Annotated in this window: 11 protein-coding genes and 1 pseudogene; 2 read left to right on the top strand and 10 right to left on the bottom strand. The window is 52.7% G+C overall.

Going from position 1 to position 15,494, the window contains the following annotated elements; translation table 11 throughout:
- From LAT75_RS05970 to LAT75_RS05940, 7 genes and pseudogenes are all read right to left on the bottom strand, one after another.
- A pseudogene (locus LAT75_RS05970) lies at positions 1-574 on the bottom strand (deoxyribose-phosphate aldolase); the annotation flags it as partial.
- A gap of 160 nt (positions 575-734) precedes the next feature.
- On the bottom strand, positions 735-2,951 hold the full coding sequence (locus LAT75_RS05965) for an amino acid permease (protein WP_291481722.1): 2,217 nt from the start codon (positions 2,949-2,951) through the stop codon (positions 735-737).
- 125 nt (positions 2,952-3,076) lie between these two features.
- Positions 3,077-3,592, bottom strand: a complete 516-nt coding sequence (locus LAT75_RS05960; protein ID WP_291481721.1) for a phosphoheptose isomerase — start codon at positions 3,590-3,592, stop codon at positions 3,077-3,079.
- 183 nt (positions 3,593-3,775) lie between these two features.
- A complete protein-coding gene (gene rsgA / locus LAT75_RS05955; RefSeq protein ID WP_291481720.1) occupies positions 3,776-4,729 on the bottom strand; it encodes a ribosome small subunit-dependent GTPase A in 954 nt (317 codons plus the stop codon).
- A 247-nt stretch (positions 4,730-4,976) separates the two neighbouring features.
- The gene (gene lon, locus LAT75_RS05950; protein WP_291481719.1) at positions 4,977-7,478 is read right to left on the bottom strand and encodes an endopeptidase La; all 2,502 of its coding nucleotides are present in this window, start codon (positions 7,476-7,478) and stop codon (positions 4,977-4,979) included.
- 428 nt (positions 7,479-7,906) lie between these two features.
- Positions 7,907-8,050: a hypothetical protein gene (locus tag LAT75_RS05945; protein WP_291481718.1), complete on the bottom strand. Its 144-nt coding sequence runs from the start codon at positions 8,048-8,050 to the stop codon at positions 7,907-7,909.
- Between the two features lie 146 nt (positions 8,051-8,196).
- On the bottom strand, positions 8,197-10,557 hold the full coding sequence (locus LAT75_RS05940; protein WP_291481717.1) for a UvrD-helicase domain-containing protein: 2,361 nt from the start codon (positions 10,555-10,557) through the stop codon (positions 8,197-8,199).
- A 743-nt stretch (positions 10,558-11,300) separates the two neighbouring features.
- Between LAT75_RS05940 and LAT75_RS05935 the strand changes: the two genes are divergently transcribed.
- Entirely contained in the window at positions 11,301-11,543 is a 243-nt protein-coding gene (locus LAT75_RS05935) for a UPF0175 family protein (RefSeq protein WP_291481716.1), read from the top strand.
- A 16-nt stretch (positions 11,544-11,559) separates the two neighbouring features.
- Positions 11,560-11,976 (top strand): DUF3368 domain-containing protein, encoded by a 417-nt coding sequence (locus tag LAT75_RS05930; RefSeq protein ID WP_291481715.1) that lies wholly within the window; start codon positions 11,560-11,562, stop codon positions 11,974-11,976.
- A gap of 183 nt (positions 11,977-12,159) precedes the next feature.
- Here the strand turns inward: LAT75_RS05930 and LAT75_RS05925 are convergent, their stop codons facing one another.
- From LAT75_RS05925 to LAT75_RS05915, 3 genes are all read right to left on the bottom strand, one after another.
- Entirely contained in the window at positions 12,160-12,366 is a 207-nt protein-coding gene (locus LAT75_RS05925) for an addiction module protein (RefSeq protein ID WP_291481714.1), read from the bottom strand.
- A 185-nt stretch (positions 12,367-12,551) separates the two neighbouring features.
- Positions 12,552-14,057 (bottom strand): alpha,alpha-trehalase TreF, encoded by a 1,506-nt coding sequence (gene treF / locus LAT75_RS05920; protein WP_291481713.1) that lies wholly within the window; start codon positions 14,055-14,057, stop codon positions 12,552-12,554.
- Positions 14,058-14,102: 45 nt separating this feature from the next.
- Positions 14,103-15,347, bottom strand: a complete 1,245-nt coding sequence (locus LAT75_RS05915) for an MFS transporter (protein WP_291481712.1) — start codon at positions 15,345-15,347, stop codon at positions 14,103-14,105.
- Positions 15,348-15,494: the final 147 nt, after the last annotated feature.

Below are 15,494 nucleotides of genomic sequence, written 5' to 3'. Positions count from 1 at the left end.
TTGCCTTGCGCACATTGTCGAGGGTCTGGAGTTCGCCGGTTTCGAGAATCACCTTGAGGTGTGCCGGCCCGCAGGCTTCTTTTACGGCTGCTACCTCATCAAAAATATAGCTGTAGTTTCCCCGGAGGAATTCGCCCCGGGAAATAACCATGTCAATTTCGTCGGCACCTTCATCTACACAGTAGCGAACTTCTTCGAGTTTGGCCTTGAGGGGCGCCCAGCCGCTTGGGAAGGCGGTCGCAACGCTCGCAACCTGAATGCCCGAACCGGCGAGGGTTTGTTTGGCAAGTTTCACGTAGCTGGGGTACACGCAGATGGCGGCAACTTTTGGGATGTCCTCGGCTGAGTCGTGCGGATGCATCGCCTTGTAGCACAGCTGCTTAACCCGGCCCGGCGAATCTGCGCCTTCCAGCGTAGTGAGGTCAACCATGCTGAGCGCGAGTTTAAGCGCGAACATCTTGGACTCTTTCTTGATGCTGCGCGTGTTGAATTTGGCTACCCGTTCTTCCACCCCGACCTGATCGATAGGTGTGGTTTTCCGGAAGTCCGGTGTTTCCTGAATAGTAGTGTTCATGTACACAATTAATTTATTTAAAACAGCCTTCTGCTCATTAAACAGACTAACAGAATGGCTGATTTACAGTCTTGAAATAAGATCCGCAATATACCCAGAATCTGTGAAAGGTTTTGATTCAGATTACCGGGGCAAAGCTGCTTTTGTTTGCCGATTGATCTTATTTGTGGCTGATGAAAATCAATGCAGTATCGGTTTTTCCGGCCATTTCCAGCGGAATCTGTCCGAAAACCTTATTATTCCTGCCGCTGCGGCCAAGCCCCATAATTACAAGATCGTGGCTGTGGGTGAGATCTACGATGGTTTCCCGAACCTGAGAACTGAGGATGATCCGGCATTCGCTTGTTTGCGGAATGATACGGGCGGCGAAACGGGACAGCTTGGCGTATTCGCTTTTTTGGAGTTTCTCTGAGGTGTCGGGCGGCAGGATTTGCACGAAAGTGAATTCCGGCTGTACGGTGCGCCAAAGGCTTGCTGCTACACGGGCCCGAAGGGCATCATGGCTGCCGTAACCGGCTACGGGAATGAGCACTTTTCTGGCCTGTGAAATCTTCCAGCCGGGATAGGGCTGCCTGAAAACAACCACATCGCAGTGAACCCGCTGTATGAGGCGCTCCAGGTTTTGGGTCGTTTGCAGTTCACTTAAGGTGCTGAGGCCCAGCAGCATGCTGCGGCACTGATGTACTTTGGTTACCCGCTCGATTTCCTCCCAGGGTTCGCTGGCAATGGTAGTGAGGGCATCAGGGCGCATGCCGGAATCGAATGAGGCCATCAGCGCCTGCTGCATGGCATCGCGGTTGTTGTTCAGGCGCCGGGTGAGTTCCTGCCCGTCGTCGCTTGGGGTTACGATGGAGAGCAGCAGCACGCGCCCGACAACCGGAGGCGCCAGAGAGTTGGCCACAAACACCATAGATTCGGCATTGGCCGGGTTTGATATCGGCAGCAGAACGAGCGGATTCAGACCGCGCAGACGGATGATGTCCGGATCAAGGGCTTCATCCGTTGCGTCAATAACGCGTGCCCGCTGTATGAAGAACGACACAAAAAGCACAGAGCCGAGTATCAGCCAGATCAGGGAAATGATGCCTGCTGCCGGTACCGCAACGGCCTGAAACAGCGCAAGCCCAAAGCAGGCGAGCATCCCGATAATGGGCAGATACGGAAAAAAGGGGACCCGAAAAGTTTCGGATTTGGTGAAGGTGCGGGTGCGCATCAGCATCATGATAACGTTGCCAAGCGCGAAGGTGATCAGGAATATAAGGCTCGATGCTGCGCCCGCTGCCGCTACGTCGGGCAATACCAGAATCAGCAGACCCACAATGCCGCAGGTGGTGAGGATGGCTTTTACCGGCGTGCCGCGCTTTTTATCGATCACGGAAAGGTGATGCGTGAGGGTGCGGTCGTTGGCCATGCTCAGAGCAATGCGTGAGGCCGCAAAGAGGTTGGCCTGCAGGGCTGAAAGCATGGAGAAGATACCGGCCACAAGCACGAACCAGAATCCGAAAGCACCGAGGAAGTTCTGCGCTGCAATGGCAATGATGGTTTCAGGGTTTTCGGCGCTCAGAGCCATGAGCGATTCCCCTGCGGGGATACCGGGGCCCATCACCACAAAAAGCAGCGGCAGGTAGATGGTGAGGCCTACGGCAAGCGTAGCGACCATCGCTTTGGGTATGGTTTTAGCCGGTTCCTTAATTTCACCGGCGGCGGAGGCAATCAGGTCAAATCCCTGAAGGGCAATAAAGGTAAAACCCATAGCGGCGAGCAGGCCCGTGAAACCGCCACCGAAGAAAGGCTCGAAACTGCCTTTGATTTCAGAAAACGGCATTTGAACTGTAGCGGCGAGTCCGCCGGCGATCAGAATGGCGAACACGCTGAGTTTTGCGATGTTTGCGAAAGCCCCGCCGCCCCCATTGCTGCCGGTTAGCTGAATGGTGTAGAAGCTCAGGGCCAGGAGTCCGAGAATAGTCGGAACTGCCGGATGGCCGATAAGTGCGGAAACGCCGTCATACGGAATCTGCTGCAGGGCGAAAGAAGCAAAAGCACCAAAACCGAGGGCATAGAGCACAGCTGCCACAAGGGAAGCAAACCAAACAACCCATCCCACCCCGAAAGCTACCTGTACGGTAAATACTTTTTTGGCATAGGTGTAGGTGCCGCCGTTCTGCGGGTTTGCTGCGGCCATTTCAGCAAAACTGAGTGCGGTAATGAGCGCAATTAAACCGTTAAGAATAAATGCTAAAATGGCTGAAGGGCCGCTTACAGCAAAGGCAACACCGGCCAGGGCAAGAATACCGCCCCCTACCATGGCGCCAACCCCTATGCTCGTTGCTCCCAGAAACCCGATTGTGCGGTTTTTAACCGGAGATGCTGTGCTCAATGAAATCTGTAGTTGTGATGTTGATGTTAAACGAAATAAAAAAGGCCCGGTAAACAGGCCTTAAATTTAAGCAAAACGATCAAGTGCTGTGCTTAATCTGACTAAAATTAACGCAGCGTCTGATTTTATCTGCCAAAGTCATCTTCAACCCTTACGATATCGTTTTCGTCAGAAGGGTTTCTTGCATCGGTATGTTTCCAGATTTCGGCTACAACTCCCCATTCATCAAGGCCTACGAGGCGATGCCTTTCCCCCTGCTTCAGCTCAACGATGTCATTAACACCAAGATGCTGCAGGTCGCGCTGTTGATCGTCCGTACTAATAATTACGCCGGCGTTACCGCCTATTACTTTCCAGATTTCTGCCCGCCGGTGATGGTACTGCCAGGAAAGCCTTTTGCCGGGTTCAACCAGTAATATTTTGGGACTCAACCGGCTAAAACCTTTGAAATCAGCGAGGGTAAGATGGGAGAAAAAAGCTTCAATAAAAAAAGGAGCTTCCGATTCGCCGATAACGAAAAAACCGCCCCACGGCCGCTGATCATCCATTTCAGAAATAATGAAATCATGCTTGCGGATATACTTTTCTACTTCGTTAAAGACCTTTCGCCTTGAGGTCTTAGCAGGGAAAGACAGATTCATAGAAATGAAGGAATGTGGTTGATTGATGTATGGTACTTAATTCTATCCGTGTTGCCTTTAAAAGGCTAAAGAATAAGGGCTTATGCCTGGTTAGCGGCCTCAGTTATTTCGTTTTCATATTAATAATTAATATACTGAAATATCGGGCTTTGTTGGCAAACAATGAAAAACCATATTAAGAGGTTATCCCCGCTTTCTGCTGCCGGCTGAGCGGTTCTCGTCTTCAAGAGATTCATAGATACTGATGTATGAATCGTAGCGGGAGGCTGCAATTTTCCCCTTCCCAAAAGCTTCCATTACTGCACAGCCCGGTTCGTGAAGGTGCGTGCAGTTGTAGAACCTGCAGTTTTGCTGTAAAATACGCATTTCCGGGAAAAAGCCGGATATCTCGTTTAGATCAAACCCTACCAGCCCGAATTCGCGAATACCGGGGGTATCAGCCAGAAAACCGCCGAAATCGAGCGGTATGAGTTCGGCAAAGGTTGTTGTATGTTTGCCTTTATTCGAGAAAGTTGATACTGCCGCTACTGTTCTGTTCATGCCCGGCTGAATGGTGTTGAGCAGGCTTGTCTTGCCCGTACCTGAGGGTCCGATGAACACAGAGGTGCGGTCTTTCATCAGGGATCGAAGCTCCTCAATGCTTTCATCATCATAAATGCTTGTAAGAATAAGCTGATAGGACAGGGCATCATATATTTTAATCAGATCTGCCACAAGATCAGCATCTTCGTCGGTACCAAGGTCCGTTTTGTTAAGGATGATGATCGGCCGGATGTGATGGGCTTCCGCACTGATAATAAAACGGTCGATAAATCCGGTCCGGAACTGCGGCTGCTGCACCGCCTGCACTACAAAAGCCTGATCTACATTTGAAACCAGAATCTGCTCGCCTTTGCGGCCGTGCGTAGCTTTTCTTGAAATTTTATTTTTACGCGCTTCGATGTCTTCAATCATGCCGCTGCCATCTTCCAGAACACGGAAGCTGACCAAATCGCCCACTGCAATGGGGTTGGTTTGCTGCAGTTCCTGAAGCCGGAATTTTCCCGGAATCTGACAGGAAATAACCTCTGCGTTTTCCTCAAAAGGCATCACTTTATACCATTTTCCTGTAGATTTAATGATGCGGCCGCGTTTCATAATATCAGGCTTGAAGGTGGGTAATGTGGATCAGCCGGGTACTGAACCTTGATTGATAACATCATACGATATGAAAAGGAACTTTGAAAATAAATAAAAAAAGACCCCTTGTTTTCTAATACCAAAGTTCTATATTCTCATTAAGGCAAAAAAAAAGCTTCGGGGTCTCAGCCCGAAGCCTTTGTATGTGCTTATGTATCCTTCAATGTACCAATAAACGGGTTTTGTAAAGTCACAGTAAGATAACTTAGGGGGTTATCTGTTTAGTTCCCGCCATTTCACCATTTTCCTGAATTTTTTTGAACTTACGTTCAGGCTGCTGAACGGGCTCGGTGTCAAGAACCTGTTCCAGAAGGTCTTCCATGCGGTCGATGTACCTGAATTCAAGGCCCTTAATGATCTCGGCCTCGATTTCGTCAACGTCTTTTTCGTTTTTTGCAGGGAGCAGAACCGTCGAAATTCCGGCCCGTTTGGCCGCCAGAACTTTCTCTTTAATCCCGCCCACCGGCAAAACGGCACCGCGCAGGGTTATTTCGCCCGTCATCGCCAGGGTTGGTTTTACCTTGCGCTGCGTGAAAATGGAGGCTACAGCCGACAGCAGGGCCACACCGGCACTCGGGCCGTCTTTGGGTACGGAACCCGCCGGCACGTGTATGTGCAGATCCCACTCTTTGAAGGCATGCTGCGGGATGCCGAGCTCATCGGCCAGCGTTTTGAGGTGCGAAACCGCAAGGCTTGCCGATTCCTTCATCACGTCGCCGAGCTGACCCGTAATCTGCATTTTGCCGGAACCTCGTGATACGCTCGCCTCAATGAAGAGGATGTCGCCCCCGTAAGGGGTCCAGGCAAGGCCGGTTGATACGCCGGGCACGGTTGTGCGCTCCGCAACATCGCTGAAGAAACGGCGCTTGCCGAGGATGTCCTCAACCGAGGGCTCATCAATATGGCGGCTCTCAATATCATCTGAGGCGATGCCGCTTGCCACGTTGCGCGCTACCGAGCCGATTTCGCGGCTCAGGTTCCGCACGCCCGATTCCCGCGTGTAGCCGTCGATGATGGCGTGAATCGCGGCCTCATCAAATCCGATCTGCGCTTCGGTAAGCCCGTTTTCCTCCCGCTGACGCGGAATCAGGTATGTTTTCGCAATCTCGGTTTTTTCTTCCAGGGTGTAGCCGCTGATGGGGATGATCTCCATGCGGTCGCGAAGCGGCGCCGGAATGGTTTCCAGAGAGTTGGCCGTAGCAATGAACAGCACCTTGCTGAGGTCGTACTCCAGCTCCAGGTAGTTGTCGTAAAAAGTGTTGTTCTGCTCCGGATCGAGCACCTCGAGCAGGGCAGAGGTCGGGTCGCCGCGGAAGTCGGCCCCTACTTTGTCGATTTCATCCAGCATCATCACCGGGTTGCTTGCGCCGGTTTTCTTCATGTTTTGGATGATGCGGCCCGGAAGCGCCCCGATGTACGTACGCCGGTGACCCCGGATCTCGGCTTCATCCCGCAGGCCGCCGAGGCTGATGCGCGCAAACTTCCGGTTAATGGCCCGCGCGATGGACTTCCCGAGGGAGGTTTTTCCGACGCCCGGAGGGCCGTAAAAACACAGAATCGGCGCTTTCATGTCTTTTTTGAGCTTGAGCACCGCAAGATATTCGATGATGCGCTTCTTGACCTTCTCGAGGCCATAGTGATCTTCATCCAGCACTGCCCGCGCTTTTTTCAGGTCGAGCTTGTCTTTGGTGAACTTGTTCCACGGCAGGTCGATAATGGTTTCCACGTAATTCAGAATTACCCCGTGATTGGGGGCCTGCGCAGGTGTGCGGTCGAGGCGGTCAAGCTCTTTGGTGAGGGTCTTCCAGACGTCCTTCGGGAATTCCTTCTTCCGTTTCTCGGCACGTGCACGCAGTTTATGCACCTCCTGCTGCTCGGTTCCTTCACCCAGCTCTTCCTGAATCGCTTTCAGCTGCTGACGCAGATAAAAGTCGCGCTGCTGCTCGTCGATGTCCGTCTTTACTTTGGTGCGGATCTGCTCGCTCAGGCTCAGTACCTGAAGCTCTTTTTCGAGGTGCTGAATGATGGTTTTGAGCCTCACCGAAAACTCGCGGACTTCCAACAGCTGCTGTTTTTCTTCAATCCCAACGTTGAGGTTGGATGAAATGAAGTTTAGCAGAAAGTTCGGGCTGTTGATGTTGTTGATGGCAATGGCGGCCTCCGAAGGGATGTTCGGCGATTTGTTCACAATCTGCGCCGCGGTTTCCTTCACGCTTCGGATGGCTGCATCGAGCTCGAGCCCTTCCACATCCGCTACATTTTTATAGGGACTCACATCTGCCTTAAAATAGGGCTCAATGGTCTGAAATTCGTTGATCCGGAAAACACTCTTTCCCTGAATCACGATGCTTTTGCTGCCGTCGGGCATTTTGATGAGCTTCAGGATCTGCGCGACGGTTCCGACCCGGTACAGGTCATCAATGCCGGGATCTTCCATGTCGGAATCTTTCTGCGTTACGATGCCGATAATTTTATCGGTTTCGTAGGCATCCTTCACCAGCTCGAGGGAGCGGTCGCGCCCGACCGTGATCGGAATAACAACCCCCGGAAACAGCACCGTGTTTTTTAACGGAAGAATCGGGAGGGATTCGGGGATGGATGATTCACTGATTTTGCGCTCTTCTTCTTCAGATAGCAGGGGGATGGCCTGCTCAAAATCTTCAAGGCGTCCGTCTCCGAACAAAAGGTCAGAAAACTTGGATTTCATAAATAGTCAGGTAGTTCAGTGGGGCTTCTGCGGTTGGTTGATATGGTGTGCGTGCAAGCAGAAGCAATTTGATTTGTGAGCCTAAAGTTCAAAAGCAGCGCCAAGAGGCACCAACTATCCAATTAGGCAGGAAAAAAGAAGCACATCTCTGAATTTCAGCCATAATATCCGGCTTCATGTCAAAATTTCACCGCCTTGTTTGTGATTTTGATTGATGGCGGCCCGGGCCCGGTTCATACAAAAAAGCAGCAATCGGCTTAAGCGGAGGTCCTGCGTGAGGTTTGGGATGCCATCACCCGAGAAAGAAAAAAGATAAAATCAGAAAAAAAGGGGGCTCACTATTGTTCCCGGTCTGCTGCCCCTGATGCAGCGTAGCCAAAAAAAAGCCCCTGAAATAAATTCGAGGGGCCTGATAGCTGAATGTGTGTTTACCGGAAATGCGGCGGCTGATTTTCCCGCTCTACAGGGATGCGCTTCAGCTCCGGCTTGGGCGGCGTCACTTTTTCCTTAAGTTCTTCCCAGAGTTGATTAAGCACGTCTGCAAGACGGTCTTGCCAGGTATAATGCATCATAATAATTAAGTTTGCGGGTTGGTGTGTTGCATACCCGCATTTTTCAGAATGGTTTCAAGGTAATCAAATAATCTTAAACTAACGAATACCCAAACGGCAGGAATCATTCCAAAGTATAAAAAGGTGCATTTCTGACCGGTGCTGATTTATCGGATGATTTTGAGCTTGGCCAGACGTACCAGCAGTTTTTTCTGCCCGTGACCCTGAAAAAACACCGTGAGCTTCATATTGGGGCCGTTTCCTTCTTTACCCATGATTTTGCCCTTCCCGAAATTATCGTGAAAAACAGAAACCCCTACGGCCAGGTCGGCCGGGCTTTGGATGTCGTAGGTAACGCCGTCGTAGCTCGCTGTGGGTTTTGGAGCATTGTTGCTGCTGCCCGCTGTTCGGGAGCTCGTGCGGCCGGATGAAGCCTGAGCCTGACTGCGCTGCGGCTGTTTCCAGTCGTACTCCACATTGTAGCCACCGGAGCTGAAGCTGTTTCCGGAGTCATCTTTCTGCCGGATGGTCGCCCCGGTTTCGGTGCGCACAACGGAGGGGTCAACTTCATCCAGGAAGCGGGAGCGTGCCATGCGTTTCTGCTCGCCGAAGCGCGTGCGCTGTTTCGCAAAGCTGAAAAACAGGTCTTTTTCTGCCCGGGTGATGGCCACATAAAACAGGCGGCGCTCCTCCTCGAAATCGGCTTCCTCGCCGTTGCGGCCCCCGATCGGGAACAGCTCTTCCTCAAGCCCCACCACAAAAACGACCGGAAATTCCAGGCCTTTCGCGGCGTGTACGGTCATCAGGGTTACGGCCGGCTCATTTTCGTCGTAGCTGTCGGTGTCGGAGTACAGGCTGATTTCCTGCAGGAAAGTGCTCAGGTCGGCATCGGGCCGCATATCCTCATGCTGCGCGATGGCGTTGATGAGCTCCATCACGTTTTCGCGCCGTGTGAGCGATTCGTGCGTGTTTTCTTCCACAAACTGCTTCACATAGCCGGTGCTTTCGAGCAGCTTCCGGGTTACATCAACCAGAGATGTTTCGTCATCGCCCATCAGCTCCCGGCACTCGTCGATGATGGTTTTAAAGCTGTCCATACTGCGCCGGGCCGGACCATGTGAGACCACCTGATCTTTGTGATCAAAGGCTTCCCAAACGGGAATCTGCTGCTTGCGGGCAAACTGAATGAGGTTTTGGAGGGATTTATCCCCTATCCCCCGGCTCGGTTCGTTAATGACCCGCAGCAGGGCTTCCTCATCGTTGGGGTTCACGAGCAGCCGCAGGTAGGCGATCACATCCTTGATTTCCTTGCGCTGATAAAACGAAATGCCGCCCACGAGCTGATAGTTGATGCCCTTGCGGCGGAGTACATCTTCATACACCCGGCTCTGATAGTTGGTGCGGTAGAGGATGGCGAAATCGTTGTTGGAGTACCCGCGCTTGAGCTTGAACTCGTGCAGTTTTCCGGCCACGCGGTTAGCCTCATCATACTCGTCAAAACTCTCAAGCAAGATTACCGGATCGCCCTTGTCGTTTTGGGTCCACAGGGTTTTGTCGAGCTGATTTTTGTTTTGCTTGATGATGGAATCGGCGCATTTCAGAATGGCCTGCGTAGAGCGGTAGTTTTGCTCCAGCGGGATCTGCGCGGCATTGGGGTAGTCGCTCTTAAAGTTGAGGATGTTGGAAATATCCGCGCCCCGGAACGAGTAGATGCTCTGCGCATCGTCGCCTACTACGGTGATGTTTTCGTACTTGGCCGCCAGCATTTTGGCAACTTTGTACTGCGCATGGTTGGTATCCTGATACTCATCGATGAGCAGGTACCGGAAGTAATCCTGATATTTTTCAAGCACTTCGGGATGGTTCTCGAACAGCTCGGAAGGCAGGGTGAGCAGGTCGTCGAAGTCCATCGCGTTGCTCTGCCGCAACCGGGTCTGATAGATGGGGAACACCTGCGCGGCGATGTCGTCGAGGGAGCTGCTCACAAACTTGTCGCGGAACTCCTGCGGACTCACGAGCTGATTTTTGGCTCCGCTGATGCGGAAGCGGATGTCCCGCGGTTTTACTTCGCGCGGGTCGAGCCCCATTTCCTTGATGATGGCCTTAACCGAGCGCTCGCTGTCGTCGCTGTCGTAAATGCTGAAGCGCGGATTATAGCCCAGCTTTTCGGCTTCGATCCGCAGGATGCGCGAAAAGATGGAGTGGAAGGTGCCCATCCAGAGCTTGGAAGCCGGCGGACCGATCAATTTTTGGATACGCTCCCGCATTTCGGCGGCGGCTTTGTTGGTGAAGGTGAGCGCGAGGATGTTCCAGGGGTTGGCCTTTTTTTGGGCAAGCAGGTAAGCGATGCGGTAGGTGAGCACGCGGGTTTTGCCGCTTCCTGCGCCGGCGATGATCAGCAGGGGGCCGTCGCCGTAGCTCACAGCCCGCCCCTGATTTTCGTTGAGGCCTTTCAGCAGCTCAGCGGCCTGCGGCTGCGGGTGTGAGGAAGCTTCGGTGGGATCTGCATCCAGCTTGAACGTGCGCATTAAAAATCTGTGCTTGGAGTGGGGATGAATGAACCGCACAAAATAAAAAAATCTGAGGCGGGATGGCAGGCGGAATTTGCGATGCTCTTCGGAGGCGTTAATGGCACGCGGATTTTGCGGATTTGGGCGGGATTTTCGCGGATTATGTTTCACACAAAGCTGCAAAGGCGCAAAGAGGGGGCAGTGTGAGCTGTAGCGGCTGTTTGAGCAAACCTGCTCCCGAGTCACCCCTCTCCCGCAACCGTAGAGGTCCCAAAACCCCATAAACTATTCCGGGAGAGGGGACGGGGGTGAGGGCTTACGATGGACGCGCCAGCCACCCGGCAGTTCCAAACCCATGTAGATCTCTCATATGATGCTTCGAAGGGTTTCCTGATTGTGCTGCTTAAAGAAGCTTCAGCGGGCCTATTGCCATGGGCAACTGCTCGAGATGACATGTAGAGGGTTTTCTTTTTTCGTGGCTAAGTCCATCATAGTAAGAGAACAACCCAAGCCGCTAAAGGTCATCCCGAACGCTTATCTTTTTGGAAAGAGGCGACCGGAACCACGGAGCGGGTGCCGCTACGAAACCCGGCAACAGCGCAATGTGAGGGATCTCCTTCGTCGGATTTCGCCCCGGATGCAATGGTGGCACACGTATCGGGCCGGATTTTTTGATTTTGGTTTATTCATAGAGCAGAATAATACCAATTTGTTTATAAGGCAGTATATTGTCCTAAACGAAAACAGACAGAAGAAGCACTATGAAGACGATAACAATAAATATACCCAGCTCGGCAGATGTGGATGACAGGGAAGCCCGCATGTCTTTGGCATCGAAATTATATGAAAGGGGGAAGCTGACACTGGGTCAGGCGGCTGAAATGGCGGGTTATTCGAAGAAAACCTTCATGGAGCTGCTCGCTGATTATAACGTTGCACTTATCAGCCATCCGCCCGAGGAGCTGGAAGAAGATATTCGCAATGCACACCGCTATAGTCTCTGACACAAGCTGCCTTATTTTGTTTTCGAAGATTGGTGAGCTTGATTTACTTCGAAAACTATACGGCAAAATTTATATCACCAAAATTGTTTGTAGTGAGTTTGGTGAAGATATTCCGGATTGGATTGAAGTATCAACGGTAGCGTCGGGTATTTACGAACATCTTTCCGGGTATCTTGATGAAGGTGAAGCTTCGAGTATTGCCTTGGCTTTGGAATTTGAAAGCCCGCTTCTCATAATGGATGAAATAAAGGGAAGAAGAGCGGCAAGAGATATGGGCTTACCGGTAACTGGTTCTCTGGGTTTGCTAATTGCAGCAAAAGAAAAAGGACATATAAAACAGCTTAAACCTGTGATTGAGAAAATTCAAAAAACTAATTTCAGAATTTCCAAAATTCTGATCGACCGTGCGCTGGAACGGGTGAAAGAGCTATAATCTCAAAAAAGCAGATTTCCGCGGGATTTATCTGATTCCCCAACTTCGTTCTTTTCAATTTTTGCAGAGACTGTTCGAATTTCCCCCCTAAACCCCTGGCTTACTCTTCATAATACGAGAATGCATCCCGTATATCCTGCTCTGCTCTTTCGTCGATGAATACCTCGTATTGCATGTTGGTGGCTATTTGTCCCTCTCGTGCAACCGTTTTTTGACTTCCTCCCAGGTGCGCAGGTTTTCCGGCTGATATTGTTCGATTCTTTCCATCACAATCGCCTTGTGTTCTTCGGGGATGTCAGGGGCATCAGCCGTTTCAATACCAAGCTCATCCATGAGCTGCATCACAAAATCAAGTCTGTGCTCGGGTATTTTAAAGGTAATTTCTTTCATGGGGCAAGAGAGATTTCGACCGTTTTTCTTTGGCGGAGTAAGGAGCCCTGCAGATCAGGCTACAATTTCGCAGGGTTATTTCTTTATAATCTGCTAAGCTGTGATGGAAAAAGGATTACGTGAACCAGTATAAAGATGCGTAAAAAACACCAATTCCCGAAAGACTATACTTCAAAAGACCACCCTCACTCCCCGCGGTTGAGGGCGTCGAAGAGGGCAGCGAAGATGCCGTTCGACCAGCCGAAGCCGTCCTGTAGCGGGTATTCGCCGCCGCCGGCCTGACCGCTTGTGTCGGCTACGTTGTATTTTTCGACCATTTTGCCGGAATGCGCAAAGATTCGTTCGTTGGCTTCGAGCCAGCGCCGTGTGATGGTGTCGGCGAGTTCGTCGTGGCCGTAGCGGTGCAGGCCCTGAATGGCCATCCACTGCAGCGGGGCCCAGCCGTTGGGCGCATCCCACTGCTGACCCGTCAGTACCGGCGTTGTGGCCAGGCCGCCCTCCATCAGGAAATGCGCTTCGATGCAGCGCGCCGTGCCTTTGGCCTGCGCTTCGGTCGCCATCCCGGTGAACAGCGGGTACACCGCCGCCAGGGAAATAACGTTGGTCTGTGCCTGCTGCTTCAGGTTGTAATCCCGGAAGACCCCGAATTTTTCGTCCCACATCAGGCGGTTCATGGCTGCTTTGCGGCTTTCGGCAAGCGCAGCGAAGTGCGCGGCGGCAGGGGCGCCGTCCACGGGATGGGCACCAAGCCACTCCGCGAGTTTGTGCTCCATGAACCAGAGCAGGGCGTTGAGGTCGGCCGGGAGGATGTTCGTTGTTTCGATGGTTGAAAGGCTTTTGCCGTCGGCGAACCAGCGGCTCGTGAAATCCCAGCCGGACTCACAGGCCGCGCGGATATCCCGGAAAAGCCGGGTGCGGGCTTCGGCGTTGAGGCCATGCGCGAGTTCGTCATCCTCAAACCAGGATTCTTCCCGGGGCACGGGGTTGTCGTCCCAGTAGCGGTTCAGGATTTCGCCGCCGGGCAGGTTTACGGCACGGCGGCCGGCATCCCCCGTTTCATCCATCCAAAAGGCATGTTCTTTCAGCACGGCCGGCAGAAATTCGGCCACGGAAACTTCATCCGAAAGGCTCAGGCACAAATCCACCATAAAGGTAAAAAACGGCGGCTGCGAGCGGCTGAGGTAGTAGGTGCGGTTGCCGTTGGGCACATGACCCACGGTGTTGATGAGGTGGGCGAAGTTGCGCGTCATGTTCAGGGCCATATCCGCGTGACCATCCGCCGCAAGCCCGAGCGCGGTGAAGTAGCTGTCCCAGTAGTAAATCTCGCGGAAGCGTCCGCCGGGCACCACATAGGGGTGGGGCAGGGGCAGCAGGCTGCTGTGTGCGTTCCCCGCCGCATCGGAACTGCGGAACAGCAGCGGCCACAGTTTGCGCACATGCTCCCGGCAGCTTTGCGAAGCCGGAATATCGGCATCGCTGCGGCCGGCATCAGGTACTTCGAAATGGGTTTCTGCGAAGGTTTTCAGGTCGAAGCCGGGCGCGTCTTTCTCCCGCTCCCAGGCTGCTTCGATTTCATTGGGATGTGATTTGGGCGTGCAGTCCACGAAGTATTTGGAGTCCGGAAAGACGCGGTTTTTCTGTATAGCTTCAAATAATGAGCCTGATGTTTGCGGAAGCTTGGGAGTATTCATGTCGCTGTTTTTTTTCAGGGTGACGGGCGCCTTGCCCGGTAAAGCTTACTTGATGGAACCGATTTCGAACTGCTCGCGCCTGCGGCGGTAGGGGATGATGAGCAGGAACAGCAGCACCAGCGGGATGAGGGTGAAGTAGAAGGCCGTCTGCCCGTCGAGGCGCCCAAACAGGAATCCGGTGATGATCGAGCCGGTCGTGCCGCCAAGGGCCGAGAAAATGACGATGAGGCCGGTCATGCCGCTCTGCCGGTTTTTGGGGAGGGCACTGAGGATGGAGGAGCTCAGGGTCGGGTAAATCGGCGCAAGGAAGAAGCCGATGGCAGGCAACAGGTACGCGGCAAGGGGCACATCAGCCCAGCTGTTCACCGAGCCCGGCTCAATGCCGATGGTGAGCGGCAGCACCAGCAGCACGAGCACAATTGCCATCACAATACAGCTTTGCAGCACATAGTACCAGTTGATGCGCTTCATCACATAGCCGCCCAGCAGCCGCCCCGCGGCCAGCGAGCCCGCGTAAATACTCGCAATCTGCACGCTGATGCTGTCAGGCAGCTGCAGCACGTTAAAGTTGAAGGAAGGCAGCCAGGTATTCAGGGCCTGCTCGATGTACACATACAAAAAGGCGCCCATAATAAAAAAGATGATCAGCGGATATTTGATGAGGCCGATCATCTCGAAGAAATCTTTAGCCGGACCCTCCTTGCTGATTTCCACCGAGCTCTCGTCGAGCGGCGTGGTGAGCAGCAGCACAAACGCGAGAATACCGATGGCCGCGAGCACATAGTAGGTGTGGGTCCACAGGATGGTTTCGCTGTTGTTGGCCAGCCCGATAAAGCTGCCGAAGAGCCAGAATCCGCCGAGCACCCCGACCATGAAAAAGCCTTCCATGATGCTTAGGAAACTCGCGTGCTCGCTGCTGTTATCGGTGATGAGGCTGAGCGTGGAGTAGGCCGAAACCTTCACAATGGCGAAACTCACGCCTACGGTTGCAAACAAGAGCTGTGAGATGCCGAAGCCCCCGATCGTTGCCATCAGCAGGCTCGCAATCACCACAAAAGCCAGCGACGCCAGCATCGAAAGTTTGTAGCCGAAACGCGGAATCCAGGAGGCGATCAGGAAGGAAGCCGCTGCAATGGAAAGGTCTTTCCAGGCTTCAAGCACGCTTGCCCGTTCCGGCGTAATGCCGTATTCGTTGATCACCTGAAGCACTACCACGCCCACGCTGTTGAGCAAAATGGCAAAAATGATGTAGTTAAAAATCAGCGAGAGCTTGATTTTCCAGTTTTTCATAGAAGTGGTTTGAAGTGGGAAGTGTGGTTAACGGCTAAAGCTGTAAAAGCCAAACGGGCAGGAAAACAGTCTTTTACAGCTGCGCTTAACATATTCTAAACCCCCAAAAAATAAAAGCGGTTTTTTGTGCGGCATAAGCTTAGGCAG

It is taken from the genome of Cyclonatronum sp., from assembly GCF_022565315.1.
Classification (GTDB): Bacteria; Bacteroidota; Rhodothermia; order Balneolales; family Cyclonatronaceae; genus Cyclonatronum.
The sequence above is the reverse complement of the archived record's forward strand: the minus strand, read 5'-3'. Positions and strand labels throughout refer to the sequence as shown.

Bases quoted from the DNA above. Each gene is read 5' to 3' on its own strand.
- LAT75_RS05960 (WP_291481721.1), bottom strand. From the start codon at position 3,592: ATGAATCTGTCTTTCCCTGCTAAGACCTCAAGGCGAAAGGTCTTTAAC.
- rsgA (WP_291481720.1), bottom strand. From the start codon at position 4,729: ATGAAACGCGGCCGCATCATTAAATCTACAGGAAAATGGTATAAAGTG.
- lon (WP_291481719.1), bottom strand. From the start codon at position 7,478: ATGAAATCCAAGTTTTCTGACCTTTTGTTCGGAGACGGACGCCTTGAA.
- LAT75_RS05945 (WP_291481718.1), bottom strand. From the start codon at position 8,050: ATGATGCATTATACCTGGCAAGACCGTCTTGCAGACGTGCTTAATCAA.
- LAT75_RS05940 (WP_291481717.1), bottom strand. From the start codon at position 10,557: ATGCGCACGTTCAAGCTGGATGCAGATCCCACCGAAGCTTCCTCACAC.
- LAT75_RS05935 (WP_291481716.1), top strand. From the start codon at position 11,301: ATGAAGACGATAACAATAAATATACCCAGCTCGGCAGATGTGGATGAC.
- LAT75_RS05925 (WP_291481714.1), bottom strand. From the start codon at position 12,366: ATGAAAGAAATTACCTTTAAAATACCCGAGCACAGACTTGATTTTGTG.
- treF (WP_291481713.1), bottom strand. From the start codon at position 14,057: ATGAATACTCCCAAGCTTCCGCAAACATCAGGCTCATTATTTGAAGCT.
- LAT75_RS05915 (WP_291481712.1), bottom strand. From the start codon at position 15,347: ATGAAAAACTGGAAAATCAAGCTCTCGCTGATTTTTAACTACATCATT.